Here is a 21,996-nt window from a genome sequence, read left to right on the forward strand (position 1 = left end):
GTATCTTTGATGCGGAAAACCTATGGAAAGGATTCGCATCATGGAGATCGGACTGGTCGAGCTGTCGCGCCTGCAGTTTGCGATGACGGCCATGTATCACTTTCTCTTCGTGCCGCTGACGCTGGGTCTGTCGATCCTCGTGGCGATCATGGAGACTGTCTATGTCATGACAAACCGCCCCATCTGGCGACAGATGACAAAGTTCTGGGGCACCCTGTTCGGCATCAACTTTGTCCTTGGCGTCGCCACCGGCATCACCATGGAATTCCAGTTCGGTATGAACTGGAGCTACTACAGCCACTACGTGGGGGACATCTTCGGTGCGCCGCTGGCGATTGAGGGGCTGATGGCCTTCTTCATGGAGGCGACCTTTGTCGGGTTGTTCTTCTTTGGCTGGGACAAGCTGTCGAAGGTACAGCACATGGTGGTGGCCTGGCTGGTCGCCATCGGGTCGAATTTTTCGGCGCTGTGGATCCTGATCGCCAATGGCTGGATGCAGAATCCGGTCGGCGCAGAGTTCAACCCCGACACCATGCGGATGGAGATGACCTCTTTCTTTGATGTGGTGTTCAACGAAGTGGCGCAGGCCAAATTCGTGCATACCGTCAGCGCGGGCTATGTCACCGCCGCAGTCTTTGTTCTGGGGGTTTCGGCGCTTTATCTGATCCAGAACCGGCACAAGGATCTGGCGCGGCGGTCGATCGCGGTGGCCTCGTCCTTTGGTCTGGCGGCGGCACTGTCGGTGGTCGTGCTGGGCGATGAATCCGGTTATTCCGCCAGTCACACCCAGAAAATGAAACTCGCCGCGATCGAGGCGATGTGGGAAACCGAACCTGCGCCTGCGCCCTTTACCCTGTTCGGCCTGCCCGACAAGGAAGCCCGCGAGACCCATTACGCAGTGCATATCCCCTGGGCGATGGGTCTGATTGGCACCCGCAGCCTGACCAAGGAAATCCCCGGCATCAACGATCTGGTGGCTGAGGCCGAAGACCGTATCCGCCATGGTGTCATCGCCTATGACGCGCTGATGACCATCCGCGAAAACCGCGGCAATGTCCCGGCCGAGGCGCGGTTCATCTTTGAGCAGAACTCAGACAATCTGGGGTTTGCCTACCTGCTGAAACGCTATGTGGACGATCCGCGTGACGCCACCGAAGAGCAGATCGCCATGGCGGCCGAGGATACCATTCCGGGCGTCGGGCCGCTGTTCTGGGCCTTCCGCCTGATGGTTGCGCTGGGCTTCAGCTTTATCGGCGTGATGGCCTTCTTCTTCTACCGGGCGTCTTTCTGCAACATGCGCTTCCCGCGCTGGTCGCTTTATGCCGCTGTTGCCATCATTCCGACCCCGTGGATCGCGGCCGAGCTTGGCTGGTTCGTGGCCGAGTTCGGGCGCCAGCCCTGGACGGTGGATGGCGTGTTGCCGACGGCCCTGTCGGCCTCGCATCTGAGCGTCGCGGATCTGCTGATCACCCTCGCTGGTTTCGTCATCTTCTACACGATCCTCTTCGTAATCGAGGTCAGCTTGATGGTGAAATACATCCGCAAAGGCCCGTTTCAGGACGTTGCCGAGACCGAAGCCTGGCAGGACCAGCACGAAGCGCGCCTGCGCGGTGCGGGCCGTGATGCTGCCGCCCCTGCAACCCCTGCGGAGTAAGACTTATGATCCTTCATGAACTGATCGATTTTGACACACTGCGGATCATCTGGTGGGCGCTTCTGGGCGTGCTGCTTATCGGATTTGCCCTGACCGACGGGTTCGACATGGGCGTTGGCGCGCTGTTGCCCTTTGTCGCCAAGACGGATGTGGAACGCCGCGTGGTGATCAACACGGTGGGTCCGGTCTGGGAAGGGAACCAAGTGTGGTTCATCCTCGGCGGCGGCGCGATCTTTGCTGCATGGCCGCCGCTTTATGCGGTGTCCTTCTCGGGCTTTTATCTCGCGATGTTTGTGGTGCTCGCGGCCCTTATCGTGCGTCCGGTTGCGTTCAAGTATCGCTCCAAACGCGATAGTGCCGCATGGCGTACGCGCTGGGATTGGGCGCTGTTTGCCGGAGGTGCGGTTCCGGCGCTGCTGTTCGGCGTGGCGGTGGGCAATGTGCTGCTTGGCGTGCCCTTCTTCCTGACCGCAGACCTGATGCCGATGTACGAAGGCAGCTTCTACGGCAAGTTTCTGGGCCTCTTGCATCCCTTTGCTGTGCTGGCCGGTGTGGTGTCCTTTTCGATGCTGCTGATGCATGGCGCGGCCTGGCTGACGCTCAAGACCGAAGGCGTGATCGCTGAACGCGCCCGCCGCATCGGCACCGTGGCCGGAATGGTGGCTGCAGGGGGCTATGTGCTTGCCGGATTGTGGCTGGCGGTTGGTATCGACGGGTTTGCGCTGGTGAACGATGTGGTGCCGAACGGCCCGTCCAACCCGCTGTATTCGCAGGTAACCCGGGAAGGCAGCTGGCTTGCGGCCTATGTCGCGCGACCCTGGATCGTGGTTGCGCCACTGATGGGCTTTGCCGGGATCGCCATGGCGATACGCGGGCTGAAGGCGGGGCACGAGGTCTCGACGCTTTTGTGGTCAAAGATGGCGATCACCGGGATTGTCGCGTCGGTCGGTCTGACCATGTTCCCGTTCATCCTGCCTTCGACCGTGGACCCGAACAGCTCGCTGACCGTCTGGGATGCCTCAAGCTCGCATCAGACCCTGTTCATCATGCTGGTGGTCACCGCGATCTTCATGCCGCTGATCCTGGCCTACACCGCGTGGGTCTACAAAGTCCTCTGGGGCAAGGTCACCGAGGCAGATGTCACCGAAAACGCCGACACGCTATACTGAAGGAGTTGATATCATGTGGTATTTTGCCTGGCTTCTTGGCCTGCCGCTCGCTGCTCTCTTTGCCGTCCTGAACGCCATGTGGCTGGAGCTGCGCACCGATGCCTGCCTCGCGGAAGAGGGGGAGTGCCCGGTGGGAGAGCATAAGCGCTGAGCCTGCATCGACACGCAAAGCAAGCTGGATCCGGCCTTGCCGGTTCCGGACCTGATCCCAACCTTCTGCGGAGACCTGTGATGACCGCTGATCCCAAGACACCCGAAACCCCAGCCGATCCTGCGGCTGCGGAGCCGAGGCTTCAGCACTTTCCGGTGCCCTTTTTCGCCTCCGTCATGGGGCTGTCGGGGCTGACGCTTGCGCTGCATGCGGCGGGCATGCAAACCGCCAGCCGCGCGGCGCTGGTCGCGACGGTTCTGGTCTTTGCCGTGCTGGCGGCGGTCTACACGCTGAAAGCGCTGCGCTATCCGCAGGCAATCCTGGCGGAATGGCGGCATCCGGTGAAACTGGCATTCTTTCCCGCTGTTTCAATTTCCCTGTTGCTGATCGCCACCGCCCTGCAGCCGGTGTCACAGGATTTGGCGCGGCTGGTCTGGCTGATCGGCGCGCTGGGGCAGGGCATCCTGACGCTGGCGGTGCTGTCGAACTGGATCGGGCACCGGGCCTTTCAGACCATCCATATCTCGCCTGCCTGGTTCATCCCGGCAGTGGGCAATGTGGTCGCGCCGGTGGCGGGTGTGCAGCTGGGATTTCCGGAAACCTCCTGGGTGTTCTTCTCGGCGGGGCTGGTGTTCTGGATCGTGCTGCTGGTGCTGGTGATGAACCGGCTGGTGTTCCACGATCCGCTGCCCGGACGCATGGTGCCGACCCTGGCCATCCTGATCGCCCCGCCCGCGGTTGGCTTCCTTGCCTGGTTGCAACTGAATGGCGACGTGATCGATGCCTTCGCGCGGATCCTTTATGGCGCGGCGTTGGTCTTTACGGCGCTGGCCGCGACACAGGTGGCCAAGCTGCGCGGCCTGCCCTTTGCCCTGTCCTGGTGGGCGCTCAGCTTTCCGGTTGCGGCACTGACAATCGCGACGCTGCGCTTTGGAACCCTGATCTCCAGCCCGCTGCATACTCTGGCCGGAAACGTCGGTGTCGGCGTTCTGTGCCTCATCGTCGGTGGGCTGGTCTACCGCACGGTCCGCGCCGTTCTGCGTGGGGAAATCTGTCAACCTGAGTGATCCGGGAAAGGACTTCAGACATGAAAAAACTTGCAATTGCAGCGATCAGCGCCCTTGGCCTTTGCACGCCTGCTGTGGCGCAGGACAAGCCCGAGACGCTGGTGACGATCCTGACCGCGCCCGAGCCGCAGACCCAGCTGATGGCGATGGTTCTGGCCATGCAGGCCGCCAAACAGGGCGTCGCGCAGCATGTGCTGCTCTGTGGCCCGGCCGGGGATCTTGCGCTGAAAGACGCGCCGGATGCGGCCACCGCCCCGCAGCCGCCCAAAGGCATGAGCCCGCAGGGCCTGATGCAGAAAATCGCCGCGATGCCCGGCGCCAAGGTCGAGGTTTGTGCGATCTACCTGCCGGGACGCGGCGCCGACCCATCGGTCCTGCTGGATGGCGTGAGTGTTGCCAAACCCCCGGCGATGGCCAGCGCCATGATCGCCCCGGGCGCGCGGATCGCCAGTTATTGACCAGCGCCCGGCCTGCGCGCGGACCCGGCGCGCAGGCCCACAGTTCCCTTTCGGAGGAGAGATGATGACGAAATCCATAACGAACCCCACCCGCCGCCAGCTCTTTGGCCTTGCGGCATCGGCGGGCGTGGCCGCGGCGCTTGGGGCGCAGGCCAGCGCCCGCACGCCGGTGCCGACGAAGGCACGGATCGTCATCATCGGCGCGGGCGCTGGTGGCACGGCGCTCGCCAACCGGCTGGTGCGCCGCCTTGAGGGCGCCGAGATTACCCTTCTGGATCCGCGCGTAGAGCACCTTTACCAGCCCGGCCTGACCCTGGTTGCCGCCGGTCTGAAACCTGCGGATTACGTGCTTAGTCAGACCGGCGACTGGCTGCCGGACGGCGTGACCTTGATCCAGGAAAAAGCCGCCGCGATTGACCCGGAGGCCAAGACCGTCGCCACCGAGAGCGGTCAGTCGCTGGCCTATGACTTCCTGGTTGTGGCCCCGGGGCTGGTTCTGGATCACGACGCCATCGAAGGCTTCTCGCTCGATATGGTCGGGCAAAACGGCATTGGCGCGCTTTATGCCGGGCCGGACTACGCGGCACGCACCTGGCAGGCGGCCTCGAAGTTTACTGAGGAGGGCGGCGTTGGCCTGTTCACCCGCCCCGAAACCGAGATGAAATGCGCGGGCGCGCCGCTGAAGCACACTTTCCTGATTGATGATATCGCCAAACGGGCGGGCAACGGCGGCAAGATCGACGTGCAATACGCAGCGCCGCAGAGCTCTTTGTTCGGGGTGCCCATCGTTGCCGAGAAGGTGCGCATGTTGTTTGGGGACCGTGGCATCACCAGCCATATGCAGCACCAGTTGCAAGGCATCGACGCCGACCGGCGCCGGGCACGCTTTTCGACCCCGGATGGTTCGGTCGAACTGGACTACGACTATATCCATGTCATCCCGCCGCAACGCGCGCCTGAGGTGGTCCGCCAGTCCGGTCTGAGCTGGGCTGACAAATGGACTGATCAGGGTTGGGTCGAATGCGACATGGCGAGCCTGCGTCACCTTCGGTATCCCGAGATCTGGGCGCTGGGTGATGTGGCGGGCGTCCCCAAGGGCAAGACCGCCGCCAGCGTGAAATGGCAGGTGCCGGTGGTCGAGGACGGGTTGGTTGCGGCCATCACCGGGACCGAACCCACCGAAACCTACAATGGCTACACCTCCTGCCCGATGATCACTCAGATCGGCCGGGCCATGCTGGTGGAGTTTGATTACAACGACAATCTTGTGCCCTCCTTCCCCGGTATTATCGCCCCGCTTGAGGAGCTGTGGATCAGCTGGCTGATGAAGGAAGTGGCGTTGAAGGCCACCTATAACGCCATGCTGCGTGGCCGGGCCTGAGGAGGAAGAGGCGATGAAAGACCTGACAGTTGGAACCCTGATTGCGGTGTTCGAAGAGATTTTTGGCCGCGGCCTGTTCTGGGCTATGGTCGGCTTGGCGGCCGTTGTGACGCTGGGATACGTTTACGTGTTGATCCGGGATCGCAAGATCAGCTGGCACAAGTTCCTGCTGGCGCAGTTGTCGATGCCGGTGGGGGCGGTGCTTGCGGTGTGGTTCGTGCTGGTGATGACGCATTCCGAGTTGGCCAATATCGGCGGGCCGGTCGATCTGATCGTGCTTCTGGGGGTTGCTGCGGGCGGGGCCGTTGGTGCGGCGATCCTCGTCTACACGGTGCAGTCACTGCTCTGGCCCCCGGCGGCAGAGCGCAGATAGCCTTCCTCTCTGGCGCCGGGTGTCTCAGCGTTTGCGGTAATTCTCGCGATACCAGACATAAAGCCCGGCGCCGGCGATCATGACACTGCCGAAGATGGTCCAGAAATCCGGGACTTCGGAAAAGAACACAAAGCCCCAGACCGCAGCAAAGGCCAGCCCGGAATAGGAAAACGGCGCCAGCATTGCCGCTTCGCCTTTGGAAAACGCCTGAATGAGGGCCAGTTGCCCGATGGTCCCGGCCAGCGAGATGATGATCATCAGGCCGATCCCGAACAGATCCGGGGATTGCCATTGAAAGGGCACCGCAAGGCTCAGCAGAACGGTGCCGACCAGCCCGGTGTAAAACAGCGACGTCCAGACGTCTTCATCGGCGCCGACCCGGCGCGTCAGCAGGGCATAGCCGGAATAGCAGCACGCGGCCGCCAGCGGATAAAGCGCGGCAGGGCTGAACACATCGCTGCCGGGGCGAATGACGATCATCGCGCCGATCATGGCCACCGCGATCCCGGCGATGCGCCGCACACCCAAAGCCTCGCCCAGGAACAGCGCCGCGCCAAGGGTGATCAGCACAGGATTGGTGGACATCAGCGCCGCAGCATCCGTCAGGGGGATCTTGCTCAGGCCGGTGAAAAAGAAGGCGGTCGCGCTCATCAGCAGCACAGAGCGCAGGAATTGCAGCGCTGGATACCGGGTGCGCACCACCTGTTTCAGCCGGGGCATGACGATCACCAGCACCAGCAGCATCTGCCCGGCATAGCGCGCCCAGAGCGCTGGAAGAACGCCAACGCTGGGCGCCAGTGCCTTGACTGTGGCATCCATCACCGAAAAACAGAAGATCGCGCTGATCATCAGCAAAATGGCGCGGCTTTGCAGGCTCATCGGGTGGTCCCCGTGTAAAAACCCGTTGCGTCACCGTGGCGCTGCGGCGTGGACCATGCGAACCGATTGTTTTTCAGCAATATTTCAGCGCCTTCTAAGACGGGTACGGATAGAAATGCATTTCGGAAAGCAAGGCCGGAAAGGCAAATCCAAGCGGCGCCAACGCCGCTTGTGTGCTCATATAGGATGATCAGCCCCGACAATGCAAAGCCGGAGTGCGCAGATCCGTTCGCCGTCAGGCGCATACCGGCAAGTGCACTCCGGGACCGGCCGTTCGCTGCAAGCGCGGTCTACAGAAGATCGTCGAAGGCGACGGTCTGGTCTGCAAAGACCAGAAGATCGATATCGATCAGCATATCACGTCCTTCGTAATATCCATCCCGGCCGCCATTGGCGGCATCCGTCACCGCCAGCCAAGTGACGTCCTGCCCCCGGTTTGAATCAAAGTAGGTTCCGCTATCGAAACTGAAGTCGGAGAAGTTGCCGTCGAACATCGCCCGGTCCTTGTTGTCCGAACCGGCGTCATTCCAGACACTGCCATAAATGGTGTCATCGCCAAGGCCGCCGTACAGCCGGTCATTGCCTTCTTCGCCAAAAAGGGTGTCATGGCCATCACCGCCGTGCAGCACGTCCTGACCGTCCGATCCCTGCAGCTTGTCATCGCCCGCCTGACCCAAAAGTGTGTCGCGCCCATCGCCGCCGTACAGGGTGTCATCGCCGCGCCCGCCCAGAAGAAGATCGTCGTTGCCATGCCGATCAACCGGTCGTTGCCGCCTTTGCCAGTCAGCACATCGGCGCCGTCACCGCCGCGCAGTTCATCATCGCTGCGCGAGCCGATCTGGATATCCGCCGTACGCACCGTCAGCCCATCAAAGGCGGCAAATCCGGTTCCCCCGGTCAGCTCTGTCTCGGTGCTGCCGCGGCTGACCACGACGCTGCCGGACTCGCCCCGGCCAAAGTCAAACCGGTCGATGTTGCCGTCGAAATAAGTGTAGTCCGCGCGCTGAGCGTTACCGAACAGTTCTTGCGCCGTCAGGGCCTGGTCATAGATCGCAAGATCTTCAATCGTTCCGTCAAAGTAGCTGTTGAGGTTGTCGGTCTCGCCAGCTGTGTTGCTCCAGCCCGATGCTCCGGCAATCAGGGCTTCGGTGTTCTGGCTCCAGTCTATGCGGATCTCTGGATCATAGGCGATGCGTGCACCGTTCAGGTAGACTTCAAGACCGTCCGCGCCAAAGCTGAGGTTGAAATCATATTCCTCACCGACGGTGATTGCGTTGCTGGCGATAAGGTAATGCGATTCCGTCTCGTCCTGAAGTCGCACGACCAACTCGCCGGTTCCGTCTATATAGACGGAGAGATGCCCGCCCTGACCGTAGTCCGATGCATCCTTGGAGATCAGTGTCTGGTAGCTCGACAAGCTGTTTGCGGAAAACCGGAAGGCGATGGTGCCGCGGGACAAGGCGAGACTGTCCGTGTGGTCGAATACATAGGCCGACCGGTCCGCGGCGGAAAACGCGTGGCTGCCCGCCACGGCGAATACCGCTGATGCATCTGTTTCATATCCAAGGTCCGCGGCATCTGGCAGTTGGGATCCGGGCGCGCGGATCGGGCCGCTGTTGGTGCCGGGGTCCAGCGGGGCCAGCGCCTCTTCCAGATCGTCGATGGATTTGACAATGCCATAGGCCGGAGCGGCTGTGTGCTCGATATCAGAGCGTTTCACCAGATCACCGTAGACGGTGATGGTGCCCAGCCGGTCGTCATTATGGGCGCCGCCGTTGTTACCCTGATCCGAGTAGAGCGCGATCACCGAATGGTCCATCACCCCGTTGCCATCAGCATCGCCATAGGTGATCGAGGCGATCTGAGTGGTGTGCCCTTCGATCACCAGCCTGTCGCCCTCGGCGCGGCTGAAATCCTGCACCACGTCGTTGCCTAGGATATCGACCCAATGGTCGTGCAGCTTGTCGTTTTCGCCCGCAACGCCGTGCCAGTTGATGGTGCCATCTTCGCGGGTGTGCTTTTCGATATAGCGTTCCTTGGCGTTGATCAGCGTCTGGAAGTAGAAGATGTCGGCGCCGCGCCCGCCGATCAGCAGGTCATCGGCCGGGATTGGCTGGTCGGGATAGAGCTTGCCATCGGTCAGCTCGTTCAACGGATCGCCTTCGTCGCGGTCGGGGTCATAATAGATGGCGCCTTCGCGCCCGTCGGCGCGGCTGATCAGCAGATCGTTTCCCTTGCCGCCTTTCAGCGTGTCCTCGCCGTGGCCGCCATCCAGCACGTCATGCCCGCCGCTGCCCAAAAGGCGGTCATTGCCATAGCCACCCTGCAGCACATCGGCGCCGCCCTTGCCCTTGACCCGGTCGTTGCCACCACCGCCGTTGATGCCATCGCCGCCGCCGGTGCCTGCAACGCGGTTGTCGCCGCCATTGCGGCTGATCATGTTGAGATGGCTCTCCATGTGACCATGAGCGCTGACGCCGTAATCCGCCAGAATATCGAGGAAGGTGTCGCTGGCGCCGTGCAGCTGGCCAAAGACCGGCGCCAGATCCGCCATCGCGGCCTGCATCTGCGCGCCCATGGCCAGCTCGGCTCCGGCGGCTTCGGCCAGCGCCAACTGGCTGTCTGCACCCAGCTGGCGGTCAAAGATCATGACATCGCCGATGGTGCCCTTGAACAGGGAATGGGCGTCGTCGTCCTGCCCCTCGCGCCAGGCCCGGCTGCCGCCGACCACCAGCGAATGATCGTTCAGTTTCAGGCCCTGCTTGAACTCCGGTTCTGCCGCGACCAGCGCGCCATTGAGCCAGATCATCAACCCGTCGCTGCCAAAGCTGACGGAGATGTGGTATTTGGTCTGAGCCGACAGAACGAGATCAGGCACCTTCAGGTATTCGGTGTCGGCCCCGTCCGACTGGCTGAGCACCAGGGTGCCATCCTTGACCCAGAGGGTGAAATCACCTTTCCCGGCGCCTTTGCCATCCTTCGAGATCAGCGCCATTTCCCCTGGCAGCCGGTCCAGTGAAAAACTGAGCGAAACCGTCGCCGCGCGTAAGGAAAGGCTGTCCAGATGGCCCGCGTTGAGGTAATCGCCCTCTTCACCGCTCAAAACATGGGTCCCGGGCATGGAAAGTACTGGCATGCGGGTTTCGGATAGGGGGAGCCCGGCGGCATCGGGCAGTCGGGACCCGGGGACACGGATCCGGCCGCTGTCGGTGCCGGGGTCCAGCGGGGCCAGCGCCTCTTCCAGATCGTCGATGGATTTGACGATGCCATAGGCCGGAGCGGCTGTGTGCTCGATATCAGAGCGTTTCACCAGATCGCCGTAGACGGTGATGGTACCCAGCCGGTCGTCATTATGGGCGCCGCCGTTGTTGCCCTGATCCGAGTAGAGCGCGATCACCGAATGATCCATCACCCCGTTGCCATCAGCATCGCCATAGGTGATCGAGGCGATCTGGGTGGTATGGCCTTCGATCACCAGCCTGTCGCCCTCGGCGCGGCTGAAATCCTGCACCACGTCGTTGCCTAGGATATCGACCCAATGGTCGTGCAGCTTGTCGTTTTCGCCCGCAACGCCGTGCCAGTTGATTGTGCCATCTTCGCGGGTGTGCTTTTCGATGTAGCGTTCCTTGGCGTTGATCAGCGTCTGGAAGTAGAAGATGTCGGCGCCGCGCCCGCCGATCAGCAGGTCATCGGCCGGGATTGGCTGATCGGGATAGAGCTTGCCATCGGTCAACTCGTTCAGCGGATCGCCTTCGTCGCGGTCGGGGTCATAATAGATGGCGCCTTCGCGCCCGTCAGCGCGGCTGATCAGCAGATCGTTGCCTCCGCCGCCTTTCAGCGTGTCCTCGCCGTGGCCGCCATCCAGCACGTCATGGCCGCCGCCGCCCAAAAGGCGGTCATTGCCATAGCCACCCTGCAGCACATCGGCGCCGCCCTTGCCCTTGACGCGGTCGTTGCCACCACCGCCGTTGATGCCATCGGCGCCGCCGGTGCCGACGACGCGGTTGTCGCCGCCATTGCGGCTGATCATGTTGAGATGGCTCTCCATGTGACCATGGGCGCTCACGCCGTAATCCGCCAGAATATCGAGGAAGGTGTCGCTGGCGCCGTGCAGCTGGCCAAAGACCGGCGCCAGATCCGCCATCGCGGCCTGCATCTGCGCGCCCATGGCCAGCTCGGCTCCGGCGGCTTCGGCCAGCGCCAGATGGCTGTCTGCACCCAGCTGGCGGTCAAAGATCATGACATCGCCGATAGTGCCCTTGAACAGGGAATGGGCGTCGTCGTCCTGCTCCTCGCGCCAGGCCCGGCTGCCGCCGACCACCAGCGAATGATCGTTCAGTTTCAGGCCCTGCTTGAACTCCGGTTCTGCCGCGACCAGCGCGCCATTGAGCCAGATCATCAACCCGTCGCTGCCAAAGCTGACGGAGATGTGGTATTTGGTCTGAGCCGACAGAACGAGATCAGGCACCTTCAGGTATTCGGTGTCGGCCCCGTCCGACTGGCTGAGCACCAGGGTGCCATCCTTGACCCAGAGGGTGAAATCACCTTTCCCGTCGCCCTTGCCATCCTTGGAGATCAGCGCCATTTCCCCCGGCAGCCGGTCCAGAGAAAAACTGAGCGAAACCGTCGCCGCGCGGGATTCATAGGCATCGGAATGGCGAATGTTCAGGATGTCTTCCTGCGCGCCGGAATAAATGCGGTCGGCTTCTCTCGTGAAAACCGGAGTCGGGGTATTCGCGACCATGCTCAGGGTCCTATTTTTGCTTTAGCCTATGTTCTGTGGTTGCTGTTGGGGAGAAGTTTATCGGGCAATGTCGCGCCAAAGGTGGCGGCAAAGTGGCGTTGGGCCATTGCGTCCGGGATCGGCGAAAACATGCAACAAGGGGCTAAGCCCCTGAAACCATGCCGCGCATGGGCAAGGGTGCCATTAACCAATTAGCAATTGCGGCATAAGTGTGGCGAAAACGTGTTGCGCGCAGCGTAAATACGTCAGCGTGAAGCCCGTGATTCAGCCTTTGCAGGAGCGATTGTGGCGCGGTCTATTGCGGCGCGCGGCTTTTGTCGTTCAGCACGGGGACCTCTGCCAACCAGTCGAAATAGGGGGACTGGCAGGTTTTCTGCCAAAGCTGCTCCAGCGCCGAGATCGGATCGTTGTCGTGCTGGTCGATGCGCAGATCCAGCGGCGGGCGCTCCGGCTCCAGCACCAGCAGGGCTGCGGACTTCAGCCCGCGGCTGTCGCCGCCTGCGTCTTTTGCGGCGGTCAGCACCCGTAGCATGCGTTCGGCGGGCGAGGGGGCTTCTGCGTGCGCCGCTGTCTTCATAGCTTCCAGAACCTCTGGACCAGTCAGCATGTTGCCGGCGATGACAAGACCCGGCTCCGCGATATGGCTGGCATAGGGAACGCTTTGATCGCCGGTGAAGCCCTGTGTGCGCCCTTGCCGGTCCAGCGCGGTGAGCTGCCGGTGCCCACGCCCCGGATCGGCGCTGGTGACACGGGTGACGGCGGTTTCGGCGTCCTCGCCCTGATACATGGCCCGCAGCACGTCATCGCGCCAGAAGCTGCTGGGCGCCGTGCCTTGAGACGCCACAAGACCCGATTCGATATCCCCCCGCAGCACCCAGCCGCCCACGCAAAGGCTGCCAGTGGCGGCCGCCGCAGCGAAAACGCCTGTTTTGCGGTCGTATGTCAAAATCGAGAAGGTCATTTCAGGGTCCAATCACATTTCCCTTGTATTTATCATGATAATTTGCGTGAATGCAATTCATTATGATAAATAAACAGGGAAGGACCCGCTCATGACTCTGCTGAAACTGACCCGCAGGGCGATGTTGGCTGCTGGCGCAGCAACGGCACTCGCCCTTTCCCCGCTTTCTGCGGCTGCTCAGACGCCGCCGGGTGTCCTGATTGTCGGCCAGATTGCCGAGCCGAAGGCGCTGGACCCCGCTGCGGTCACCGCCGTCAATGACTTCCGTATTCTGATGAATGTTTATGACGGTCTGGTGCGCTACAAGGATGGCTCGCTGGAAGTTGAACCGGCGCTGGCCACCGCCTGGGACATTAGCGAGGATGGCAAGACCTATACCTTCACCCTGCGCGAGGGCGTGACCTTTCACGATGGCAGCGCCTTTGATGCCGAGGCGGTCAAGTTCAACTTTGATCGGATGCTGGATGAAAACCACCCCTATCACAACACCGGTCCCTTCCCGCTGGCCTTCTTCTTTTCCGCCGTGGAAGAGGTCGAGGTTGTCGATCCGCTGACGGTGAAATTCACGCTCAACGCGCCTTATGCACCGTTCCTGTCGAACCTGGCCTATCCGACCGGCCTGATCGTTTCGCCCGCTGCCGTGGCCGAACACGGCGCTGATTTTGGTCGCAACCCGTCCGGCACCGGTCCGTTCAAATTCGCCGAATGGCGCTCGAACGAGGCGGTGGTCATCGAGAAGAACGCCGATTACTGGGATGGCGCGGCCGAACTGGACGCGGTTGTGTTCCGCCCGATCACCGATGCCAACACCCGCACTGCGGAAATGCTGGCGGGCGGGATCGACCTGATGGTCGAGGTGCCCCCGGTAGCATTGGGTGAATTCCAGAGCGACGCCTACACCGTGCACGAACAGGCGGGTCCGCACGTCTGGTTCCTGATCCTGAACGCTAAGGAAGGCCCCTTTGCAGACAAACGCGTACGTCAGGCGGCGAACTATGCGATCAATAAATCCGCGATCGTGAATGACGTTCTGGAAGGCACCGCGGAAGTCGCCGCCGGTCCGACGCCTCCGGCCTTTGCCTGGGCCTATAACGAGGAACTGGAACCCTATCCCTATGATCCGGCCAAGGCCAAGGAGCTGATCTCTGACGCGGGCGCCGAAGGGGCGGAACTGACCTTCTACGTCACCGAAGGTGGCTCGGGCATGCTGGATCCGCTGGCCATGGGTACTGCCATTCAGGCCGATCTTGAGGCTGTCGGGTTTGACGTCAAAATCGAAACCTACGAATGGAACACCTTCCTTGGCCAGGTGAACCCCGGTCTGGAAGGCAAGGCTGACATGGCCGAGATGGCCTGGATGACCAACGATCCGGACACCCTGCCGTTCCTGGCGCTGCGCACCAGTGCATGGCCCGAAGAAGGCGGCTTTAACTCCGGCTACTACTCCAATCCCAAGGTTGATGAACTGCTGGAAGCCGCCCGTGCTGCCACCGATCAGGAGGAGCGCGCCAAGCTCTACCGCGAAATGCAGACCATCGTGCAGGAAGACGCCCCGTGGGTCTTTGTCGCCAATTGGAAGCAGAACGCGGTGACCTCTGATCGGGTCGAAGGTTTTGCCCTGCAGCCGTCGTTCTTCCTGTTGCTGGATGACGTGGCCAAGAAATAAGAAACAAGGCGTCGCCGCAGCTGATCCTGCGGCGGCGCCACTCAGGAGGGACGCGCCATGGCGGGCTATATTCTGAAACGGCTGATGTCGGCGATACCTGTGCTGTTTGGTATTTCCATCATCGTCTTCGTCATCATGGCGATGATCCCCGGTGATCCGGCCACGGCTATTCTGGGCTCCTATGCCACGCCGGAGAATGTTGAGAAACTGAACCGGGATCTGGGTCTCGATCAGCCGATGGTGCAGCGGTATTTCATCTGGCTTGGCAATATGCTGCAGGGTGATTTCGGCCGCAGCTTCTCTCTGAACCGTGCCGTGCTGGACGAGGTGCTGGACCGCTTTGGCGCCACTCTGGTTCTGGCTGGTACCTCCTTTGTGCTGTGTTCCATTCTTGGCATTGCTGCAGGCGTTGTTTCCGCCGCGCGCCAATACGGTCTGGCGGACAAGGCGATTACCTTTGCCGTGCTTCTGGGGATTTCCATCCCGTCGTTTTTCCTTGGCATGATGATGATCCTGATCTTTGCCGTGAAGCTGCGCTGGTTTCCGGTGTCGGGCATGTGGCCCATCTATGGCGCACGCGATCTCTCAGCTCTGATCAGCCATCTGACCCTGCCCGCGCTGGCGCTGGCGGTGGTTGCGACCGGGGTGATTGCCCGGCTGTCGCGTTCGGCCATGCTGGAGGTGCTGCGGCAGGATTTCATCCGCACCGCGCGGGCCAAGGGCGTCCATGAACGCTCGGTGATCTGGCGCCACGCCCTGCGCGCGGCCATGGTCGGCATCATCCCGGTTCTGGGGGTGCAGGCGGGCTTCGTGCTGTCGGGTGCGGTCTATATCGAAATGGTGTTTCAGTGGCCGGGTGTCGGGCGGATGCTGGTCGATGCCATCCTGAAGCGCGACATCCTGCTGGTGCAGGGCGGCGTGGTCTTTGTGGCGGCCTGTTACGTGCTGTTCAACATCGCGGTCGATGTCGCCCAGAGCATGCTGGATCCAAGGATCAAGACATGAAGAGCTTTCTTTCGCTTCTCGCCCGCAACCGGCTTGCCCTTGGCGGGCTGATCGTGATGGGCGTCGTCGTGCTGCTGGCGCTGGTGACACCGCTGTTGCCGCTGGCCGATCCGGATGTGACCAATACGGCAAACCGGTTCAAATTGCCGCTGTCCGAGGGCGCCTTGCTGGGTACCGATCATCTGGGCCGCGATCTGCTGAGCCGCCTGATGTGGGGCACGCGCCTGTCGCTGGCGGTGGGATTTGCCGCCGCGGTGATCGCCGCCACTCTGGCGCTGCGATTGGCATCGTGGCGGGGTTCTATGGCGGGCGCACCGACAATATCATCATGCGCGGCGTCGATATGCTGATGGCCTTTCCCTATATCCTGCTGGCGCTGGCCATCGTTGCGGCGCTGGGGCCGGGGCTGATGAATGCGTTGATCGCCGTCGCCGCTGTCAATATCCCCTTTTTCGCGCGCAACATCCGCGGCATCACCGTGGGCATCGCGCACAAGGAATTCGTCGACGCGGCGCGCCTGTCCGGCATGACCGACTGGCGGATCATCCTGACCGAAGTGCTGCCCAACGTGATCCCGGTGATCGTGATCGCCATGTCCACCACGGTCGGCTGGATGATCCTTGAAACCGCCGGCCTCAGCTTCCTCGGTCTTGGTTCACAGCCGCCGCAGGCCGACCTCGGCTCGATGCTGGGCGAGGCGCGTGCGGCGCTGATCTCCAACCCGCATACCTCGATTGTGCCGGGGGCGATGATCCTCGTGATCGTCATGGCGATCAACCTTTTGGGCGACGGGGTGCGCGATGCACTGGATCCCCGGCTGAAGTCCGGCGCGCTGTCACGGCCGATGCCGACTACGCGTGTTGAGCGTTCAGGTCCGGTTCCGGCAGCGTCGGATGATGCTCTGCTGGCGCTGCGCGGGCTCAAGACCGAATTCCAGGTCAAGGACCGCGTCTACAAGGCCGTGGGCGGCGTGGATCTGAAGGTTCAGCCCGGCGAATGTCTGGGTGTGATCGGCGAAAGCGGCTCGGGCAAATCCGTCACAGCACTCAGCGTGATGGGTCTGGTGGCCTCGCCCCCCGGCGTGATCACCGGCGGCGCCGTCCACTACAAGGGCAAGGATCTGATTGGTGCCCCCTATGAAACCCTGCGGAGCCTGCGCGGCAGCCGGATCGCATATATCTTTCAGGATCCTTTGGCGACGCTGCACCCCCTTTACACCATCGGCGATCAGCTGATCGAGGCGGTGCGCGCGCACCATCCAACCGACCGGGCCGTGGCGCGTGCCCATGCCATCGAGCTGCTGAAATCGGTGCGCATTCCCAATGCCGAGCAGCGGGTGGACAGCTACCCGCATGAGATGTCGGGCGGCATGCGGCAGCGTGTCGGCATCGCCATGGCGCTGGCCAACGATCCCGAGGTCATCATCGCGGATGAGCCGACCACCGCGCTGGATGTGACGGTGCAGGCGCAGATCCTGTCTCTGCTCGATGACCTGCGGCGCGAACGCGGGTTGGCGATCATCTTTATCACCCATGATTTCGGCGTGGTGGCGCAGATCTGCGATCGGGTCGCGGTGATGTACGCGGGACGGATCGTGGAGGAAGGCCCCAGTGAGGCGATCCTTAACGCTCCGGCGCATCCCTATACGGCGCGGCTGATGGCCTGCGTGCCCGAATTGGGGCAGGGGCGGCGCGAGCTGGCCGCGATCCCGGGGCTGCCGCCTGCGGTTGATCGGCTGCCGCAGGGCTGCGCCTTCGCGGATCGATGCCACAAGGCACAAGAGGGCTGCCGCGCGGCAGATGTCCTGCTTTCCGATCATGGCGCCGACCACCGGGTGCGCTGCATCGCGCCAGAAGACAAACTGCAGGAGGCACGCGCATGACGACGGCTCTGAAACTGACCGACCTCAGCAAGACCTTTCCGGTGGGCAAGCGCCTGTTCGGCCCGGCAAAGGGACTGGTGCGCGCAGTCCAGCCCCTGTCGCTCTCCGTCGAAGAGGGCGAGACACTCGGGATCGTCGGGGAGTCGGGCTGCGGTAAATCCACCCTGGCGCGGATGCTTGTGGGCTTGCTACCGCCCTCTAACGGCACGATCGAAATCAACGGTGCGCCCTTGGACGCCGCCGATCCGGCACTGTTTGGCCGCAAGATCCAGTATGTGTTTCAGGACCCGATCAGCAGCCTCAACCCGCGCAAGACGATCCGGCAAATCATGGAAGCGCCGCTAAAGCACCTGCACGGCATGTCTGCGGCGGAACGTGATGCGCGGATCCGGGAGATCTTTGCGGCGGTGAACCTGCGGGAGGAATTCCTTGACCGCTACCCGCATGAATTCTCTGGCGGGCAGGCGCAGCGGATCGGCATCGCGCGCGCACTGGCGGCGGATGCGCGGATCCTGATCCTGGATGAGCCGGTCTCGGCGCTGGATGTTTCGGTGCAGGCTCAGGTCTTGAACCTGCTGGCTGATCTGAAGCAAAAGTTCGGGCTGACCTATCTGTTCATCAGTCACGATCTGGCTGTGGTCGAGGCTGTCAGCGACCGCGTTGCCGTGCTCTATTTCGGCGCTGTGGTCGAGGTCGGCCCGGCGGAGCAGATCTTTGCCCAGCCGAAACACCCCTACACCAAGCTCTTGGCGGATAGCGCCCCGGTTGTCGGGCGTGCGCTGGTGGCGCCGGAGGGACGCGAGACCGAACTGCCCGATCCGCTGAACCCGCCGCCGGGCTGCGCCTTTAGCGCCCGTTGTCCTTACGCCAGCGCTGAATGCAGGCAGGCGCCGCCGCCGCTTGAGCAGCAATCGGACGGGGTCTGGGCTGCCTGCTATCATCCGCTGTCTGAAACGGCCTGAAACCCTGGCGCGCGGCGCATGGGAGTAGGTCCCTGATAGGGCCAGATAGCCGGGGGTAATATGCGCCCCGCACAGGTTTGTCGTCTGCTGAATTTTTGACGCTACCGCCAATAAAATGAGCACTCACCCGTGGTCGGCGTCCGGCTGCGGCTCTGACGCTGGCCTGCGGCACTGCGGCTGCTTGCGGAGCCAGCAGGGTTCGCCCTAGCGGGAATAATGAGTGCCAGATTGACAGTTGTTGTTGTCGAAGAAGATCGTGATCGTGCAATTGCCGTTGTCGATGCGATCAAGGATACCGCCGAGTGCGATGTCTATGTGATCGGCAATTCCAGTGCCCTGGCGCGCAAGATTGCGGCCCATGATCCCGACATTGTTCTGATCGATATCGACAACCCGACCCGTGACATGCTGGAGGAACTGACGCTGGCCTCCGGGCCTCTGGAGCGTCCGGTGGCCATGTTCGTGTCCGGCCCCGCTGGCGGGTTGGCGCAGACCGCGATCGAGGCGGGCGTATCGGCCTATGTGGTGGACGGTCTGGCGCCGGACCGGATCAAACCCGTTATGGACACCGCCATTGCTCGCTTTCGCATGGTACGCCAGATCCGCAACGAACTGGCCGAAACCCGGCGGGCGCTGGAAGAACGCAAGGTCATCGACCGGGCCAAGGGGCTGCTGATGAAGGCAAAGGGCATTGATGAAGACGCCGCCTATGCGCTGCTGCGCAAGACGGCGATGGATCAGGGACGCCGGGTGCCGGATGTGGCAGAGGCGCTGGTCACGGCTTCGGGGCTCTTGGGATGAAGCGAAGCCACCTGCCTGTCGCCTATATGCCCCTGGTCGACGCTGCGCCACTGATCATCGCGCAGGAAATGGGATTTGCCGAGTCCGAAGGAATTGCGCTGGACCTGATCGCCGCGCCCTCGTGGTCTTCCGTGCGGGATATGCTGGCCTTTGGCCGGGTCGAGGCCGCTCATATGCTGTCACCGGTGCCGGTTGCTATGGCCATGGGGCTGGGCGGGGTGAAGACAGACCTTTCGGCGGTGTCGGTCCTGTCGGTCAATGGAAACGTCATCGGTGTTGGCCGCGCGCTGGAAGAGCGGTTGCGTGACATTGGCTATGGTTTTGATTTCGCCGATCCGGTGAAGGCCGCCGCAGCGCTGGCCGAGGTGCGCTCCGGCCCGGTTGTCTTTGGCGTGCCGTTTCCGTTCTCGATGCATGTGGAATTGCTGCGCTACTGGTGTGAAGGCACTGCCCTTGGGGCTGGGGGGATTGAAATCCGCACGGTGCCGCCGCCGCTGATGGCGACTGCTCTGGCCAATGGCGATGTGGATGCCTTCTGTGTCGGTGAACCCTGGGGATCGGTCGCGGTGGATCAGGGCTCAGGGGCGCTGCTGCTGCCCGGCAAGGCGATCTGGGGCTTTGCGCCGGAAAAGGTACTCGCCGTCAAAACCGAATGGGCCGAGAGCGAACCGGCTCTTCTGGGGCGGATGATGCGGGCGTTGTGGCAGGCTGGGCGCTGGCTGGCCAAACCCGAAAGTCGCAGCACCGCCGGAGAGATCCTGTCGCGCAAGAACTATCTGGATGTGTCGCCGGAACTGATTGACCGAGCCCTATCGGGGCAGTTCACCGTTTCGGATCGAGGCGAGCAGCGCCGGGTCGACAGTTTTGTCGAATTCCACCACGGCGCGGCCACCTTTCCGTGGCGCAGTCAGGCGAAATGGATCGCCCATCGTCTGCAACAATCCCATGAGGCCGCAGCCTCGCCCTCCCTTGATGAGGTCGCCCGGGTTTTCCGCGCGGATCTGCATCGCAGCCTACTGAGCGAAGCCGGAGTGGATATGCCGGGGGCCTCCGAAAAACTGGAAGGTGCGATTCGACACAAAACGGCGGTGGCCTCGACGCGGGGCGAATTGTGCCTGATGCCTGATGCGTTCTTTGATGGTCGGATTTTTGACCCAGAGGCCCTGGATTGATCACTTATTGGGCAGAAATCCCGCCCAGGCCGTCCTGGTTGGGAAAATCCCGATCAGATTTTCGTTTTTTCTTCGCGATCATGCTGCGCTGCCGCAAGATGAGGACATCGGTTCACAACGGGGTGGACCGGTCCGAAATTCTCCCACTGACAGGGATATTCTGAGCAAGGCCGCTCTCGCACCGCCGAAACCATCGGCGCGTAGCGTAGCGGCCTGTTTTGCGTTTGCCCGGTTCCATCCTCCTCCGACCGGGCCTTACCGAAAGGGAAGAAGATGAGAAAACTGATGCTTGGCCTCGTGGCCTCCACCGCTCTGACCAGCCCGGCCTTTGCCGAAGCACTGGAACTTGAAAAAGACGAGTTGACCTTCGGCTTTATCAAGCTGACCGACATGGCGCCCCTCGCCGTGGCCTATGAGCAGGGCTATTTCCTCGACGAAGGCCTGTTCGTCACGCTGGAAGCGCAGGCCAACTGGAAGGTTCTTTTGGATGGCGTCATCGGCGGGCAGCTGGACGGTGCGCATATGCTGGCTGGACAGCCACTGGCCGCGACCATCGGCTTTGGCACCGAGGCGCATATCATCACGCCTTTCTCAATGGATCTGAACGGCAACGGCATCACCGTCTCCAACGAAGTCTGGGACATGATGAAACCGAACATCCCCACCATGGATGACGGTCGTCCGCAGCACCCCATTTCGGCCGAGGCGCTGGCGCCGGTGGTCGAACAGTATAAGTCCGAAGGCAAGCCCTTCAACATGGGCATGGTCTTCCCGGTCTCCACGCATAACTACGAACTGCGTTACTGGCTGGCCGCCGGCGGTTTGCATCCCGGCTATTACAGCCCGGAAAACGTGACCGGCCAGATCGGCGCCGATGTCTTCCTGTCCGTGACCCCGCCGCCGCAGATGCCCGCCACGCTGGAAGCGGGCACCATCAATGGCTACTGCGTGGGCGAGCCCTGGAACCAGCAGGCGGTGTTCAAGGGCATCGGCGTTCCGGTGGTCACCGATTACGAGCTGTGGAAGAACAACCCGGAAAAGGTCTTTGGCATCACCGCCGAGTTTGCCGAAGAATACCCCAACACCACCCGCGCCGTGACCAAGGCCCTGATCCGCGCCGCCATCTGGCTGGATGAGAACGACAACGCCAACCGTCCCGAAGCGGTCGAGATCCTGAGCCGTCCGGAATACGTCGGTGCAGATTACGACGTCATCGCCAATTCGATGACCGGCACCTTTGAGTATGAAAAGGGCGACAAGCGCGAAGTACCCGATTTCAATGTCTTCTTCCGCTACAACGCCACATACCCGTTTTATTCGGATGCCGTCTGGTACCTGACGCAGATGCGCCGCTGGGGCCAGATCGCCGATGCCAAGCCCGACAGCTGGTATGACGAGGTCGCCAAATCGGTCTATCGCCCGGACATCTACCTTGAGGCGGCCAAGATGCTGGTCGACGAAGGCCTTGCCGACAGTGCCGATTTCCCCTGGGACAGCGATGGCTACAAGGCTCCGACCCCGGCCGAGGATATCATCGACGGCATCGCCTTTGATGGCCGCACCCCCAACGCCTACCTCGAAAGCCTGCCGATCGGCCTGAAGGGTGAGCAGGTTGTCGTGGGCGCCGGTGTGGAAGGCTGACCTCTCCTGACCCGGAGAGCGCCTGAAGCG

Annotated in this window: 15 protein-coding genes and 3 pseudogenes; 14 read left to right on the forward strand and 4 right to left on the reverse strand. The window is 62.2% G+C overall.

The window, feature by feature from the left end; translation table 11 throughout:
- Window positions 1–40: 40 nt before the first annotated feature.
- The 7 genes from C6W91_RS06790 (at window position 41) to C6W91_RS06820 (ending at window position 6,253) form a co-directional block, all read left to right on the forward strand.
- Entirely contained in the window at window positions 41–1,654 is a 1,614-nt protein-coding gene (locus C6W91_RS06790) for a cytochrome ubiquinol oxidase subunit I (RefSeq protein WP_274834682.1), read from the forward strand.
- A gap of 5 nt (window positions 1,655–1,659) precedes the next feature.
- Window positions 1,660–2,823: a cytochrome d ubiquinol oxidase subunit II gene (gene cydB / locus C6W91_RS06795; RefSeq protein ID WP_065272419.1), complete on the forward strand. Its 1,164-nt coding sequence runs from the start codon at window positions 1,660–1,662 to the stop codon at window positions 2,821–2,823.
- A 13-nt stretch (window positions 2,824–2,836) separates the two neighbouring features.
- A complete protein-coding gene (gene cydX / locus C6W91_RS06800; RefSeq protein WP_274827525.1) occupies window positions 2,837–2,974 on the forward strand; it encodes a cytochrome bd-I oxidase subunit CydX in 138 nt (45 codons plus the stop codon).
- 80 nt (window positions 2,975–3,054) lie between these two features.
- Window positions 3,055–4,041 carry an SLAC1 anion channel family protein gene (locus C6W91_RS06805; RefSeq protein WP_370570602.1) on the forward strand — a complete coding sequence of 329 codons (987 nt, stop codon included), beginning with the start codon at window positions 3,055–3,057 and terminating at the stop codon, window positions 4,039–4,041.
- 20 nt (window positions 4,042–4,061) lie between these two features.
- Window positions 4,062–4,499 (forward strand): hypothetical protein, encoded by a 438-nt coding sequence (locus C6W91_RS06810; protein ID WP_274839386.1) that lies wholly within the window; start codon window positions 4,062–4,064, stop codon window positions 4,497–4,499.
- A 64-nt stretch (window positions 4,500–4,563) separates the two neighbouring features.
- Window positions 4,564–5,880 (forward strand): FAD/NAD(P)-binding oxidoreductase, encoded by a 1,317-nt coding sequence (locus C6W91_RS06815; RefSeq protein ID WP_370570603.1) that lies wholly within the window; start codon window positions 4,564–4,566, stop codon window positions 5,878–5,880.
- A 13-nt stretch (window positions 5,881–5,893) separates the two neighbouring features.
- Window positions 5,894–6,253, forward strand: coding sequence for a DUF5368 domain-containing protein (locus C6W91_RS06820; RefSeq protein ID WP_274827529.1), 360 nt, complete (start codon window positions 5,894–5,896; stop codon window positions 6,251–6,253).
- Window positions 6,254–6,277: 24 nt separating this feature from the next.
- On the opposite strand, the gene C6W91_RS06825 is transcribed toward C6W91_RS06820, so the two are convergent.
- The 4 genes and pseudogenes from C6W91_RS06825 to C6W91_RS06840 form a co-directional block, all read right to left on the reverse strand.
- Window positions 6,278–7,132: a DMT family transporter gene (locus C6W91_RS06825; RefSeq protein WP_274827530.1), complete on the reverse strand. Its 855-nt coding sequence runs from the start codon at window positions 7,130–7,132 to the stop codon at window positions 6,278–6,280.
- Between the two features lie 590 nt (window positions 7,133–7,722).
- Window positions 7,723–7,863: pseudogene (locus C6W91_RS06830) on the reverse strand (calcium-binding protein); the annotation flags it as partial.
- Between the two features lie 32 nt (window positions 7,864–7,895).
- Window positions 7,896–11,876 (reverse strand): annotated as a pseudogene (locus C6W91_RS06835) (LamG-like jellyroll fold domain-containing protein); the annotation flags it as partial.
- A gap of 295 nt (window positions 11,877–12,171) precedes the next feature.
- Complete coding sequence (locus tag C6W91_RS06840; protein WP_065272426.1) at window positions 12,172–12,837, reverse strand: DUF1028 domain-containing protein; 666 nt, start codon at window positions 12,835–12,837, stop codon at window positions 12,172–12,174.
- A 91-nt stretch (window positions 12,838–12,928) separates the two neighbouring features.
- On the opposite strand from C6W91_RS06840, the gene C6W91_RS06845 reads away from it, so the two are divergent.
- From C6W91_RS06845 to C6W91_RS06875, 7 genes and pseudogenes are all read left to right on the forward strand, one after another.
- The gene (locus C6W91_RS06845; protein WP_065272427.1) at window positions 12,929–14,503 is read left to right on the forward strand and encodes an ABC transporter substrate-binding protein; all 1,575 of its coding nucleotides are present in this window, start codon (window positions 12,929–12,931) and stop codon (window positions 14,501–14,503) included.
- 57 nt (window positions 14,504–14,560) lie between these two features.
- Complete coding sequence (locus C6W91_RS06850; protein ID WP_065272428.1) at window positions 14,561–15,508, forward strand: ABC transporter permease; 948 nt, start codon at window positions 14,561–14,563, stop codon at window positions 15,506–15,508.
- Window positions 15,505–17,390: pseudogene (locus C6W91_RS06855) on the forward strand (dipeptide/oligopeptide/nickel ABC transporter permease/ATP-binding protein). Before C6W91_RS06850 ends, C6W91_RS06855 begins: the two are co-directional and overlap by 4 nt.
- On the forward strand, window positions 17,387–18,352 hold the full coding sequence (locus C6W91_RS06860) for an ABC transporter ATP-binding protein (protein WP_370570604.1): 966 nt from the start codon (window positions 17,387–17,389) through the stop codon (window positions 18,350–18,352). Before C6W91_RS06855 ends, C6W91_RS06860 begins: the two are co-directional and overlap by 4 nt.
- A gap of 216 nt (window positions 18,353–18,568) precedes the next feature.
- Complete coding sequence (locus C6W91_RS06865) at window positions 18,569–19,153, forward strand: ANTAR domain-containing response regulator (RefSeq protein WP_065272431.1); 585 nt, start codon at window positions 18,569–18,571, stop codon at window positions 19,151–19,153.
- The gene (locus C6W91_RS06870; RefSeq protein ID WP_370570605.1) at window positions 19,150–20,325 is read left to right on the forward strand and encodes a CmpA/NrtA family ABC transporter substrate-binding protein; all 1,176 of its coding nucleotides are present in this window, start codon (window positions 19,150–19,152) and stop codon (window positions 20,323–20,325) included. Before C6W91_RS06865 ends, C6W91_RS06870 begins: the two co-directional genes overlap by 4 nt.
- A 273-nt stretch (window positions 20,326–20,598) precedes the next feature.
- Window positions 20,599–21,966, forward strand: a complete 1,368-nt coding sequence (locus C6W91_RS06875) for a CmpA/NrtA family ABC transporter substrate-binding protein (protein WP_274831466.1) — start codon at window positions 20,599–20,601, stop codon at window positions 21,964–21,966.
- The last annotated feature ends 30 nt before the right edge of the window (window positions 21,967–21,996 follow it).

Source organism: Phaeobacter sp. SYSU ZJ3003 (genome assembly GCF_041300735.1).
Lineage (GTDB): Bacteria > Pseudomonadota > Alphaproteobacteria > Rhodobacterales > Rhodobacteraceae > Phycobacter > Phycobacter gallaeciensis_A.

Bases quoted from the DNA above. Each gene is read 5' to 3' on its own strand.
- C6W91_RS06790 (WP_274834682.1), top strand. From the start codon at position 41: ATGGAGATCGGACTGGTCGAGCTGTCGCGCCTGCAGTTTGCGATGACG.
- cydB (WP_065272419.1), top strand. From the start codon at position 1,660: ATGATCCTTCATGAACTGATCGATTTTGACACACTGCGGATCATCTGG.
- cydX (WP_274827525.1), top strand. From the start codon at position 2,837: ATGTGGTATTTTGCCTGGCTTCTTGGCCTGCCGCTCGCTGCTCTCTTT.
- C6W91_RS06805 (WP_370570602.1), top strand. From the start codon at position 3,055: ATGACCGCTGATCCCAAGACACCCGAAACCCCAGCCGATCCTGCGGCT.
- C6W91_RS06810 (WP_274839386.1), top strand. From the start codon at position 4,062: ATGAAAAAACTTGCAATTGCAGCGATCAGCGCCCTTGGCCTTTGCACG.
- C6W91_RS06815 (WP_370570603.1), top strand. From the start codon at position 4,564: ATGACGAAATCCATAACGAACCCCACCCGCCGCCAGCTCTTTGGCCTT.
- C6W91_RS06820 (WP_274827529.1), top strand. From the start codon at position 5,894: ATGAAAGACCTGACAGTTGGAACCCTGATTGCGGTGTTCGAAGAGATT.
- C6W91_RS06825 (WP_274827530.1), bottom strand. From the start codon at position 7,132: ATGAGCCTGCAAAGCCGCGCCATTTTGCTGATGATCAGCGCGATCTTC.
- C6W91_RS06840 (WP_065272426.1), bottom strand. From the start codon at position 12,837: ATGACCTTCTCGATTTTGACATACGACCGCAAAACAGGCGTTTTCGCT.
- C6W91_RS06845 (WP_065272427.1), top strand. From the start codon at position 12,929: ATGACTCTGCTGAAACTGACCCGCAGGGCGATGTTGGCTGCTGGCGCA.
- C6W91_RS06850 (WP_065272428.1), top strand. From the start codon at position 14,561: ATGGCGGGCTATATTCTGAAACGGCTGATGTCGGCGATACCTGTGCTG.
- C6W91_RS06860 (WP_370570604.1), top strand. From the start codon at position 17,387: ATGACGACGGCTCTGAAACTGACCGACCTCAGCAAGACCTTTCCGGTG.
- C6W91_RS06865 (WP_065272431.1), top strand. From the start codon at position 18,569: ATGAGTGCCAGATTGACAGTTGTTGTTGTCGAAGAAGATCGTGATCGT.
- C6W91_RS06870 (WP_370570605.1), top strand. From the start codon at position 19,150: ATGAAGCGAAGCCACCTGCCTGTCGCCTATATGCCCCTGGTCGACGCT.
- C6W91_RS06875 (WP_274831466.1), top strand. From the start codon at position 20,599: ATGAGAAAACTGATGCTTGGCCTCGTGGCCTCCACCGCTCTGACCAGC.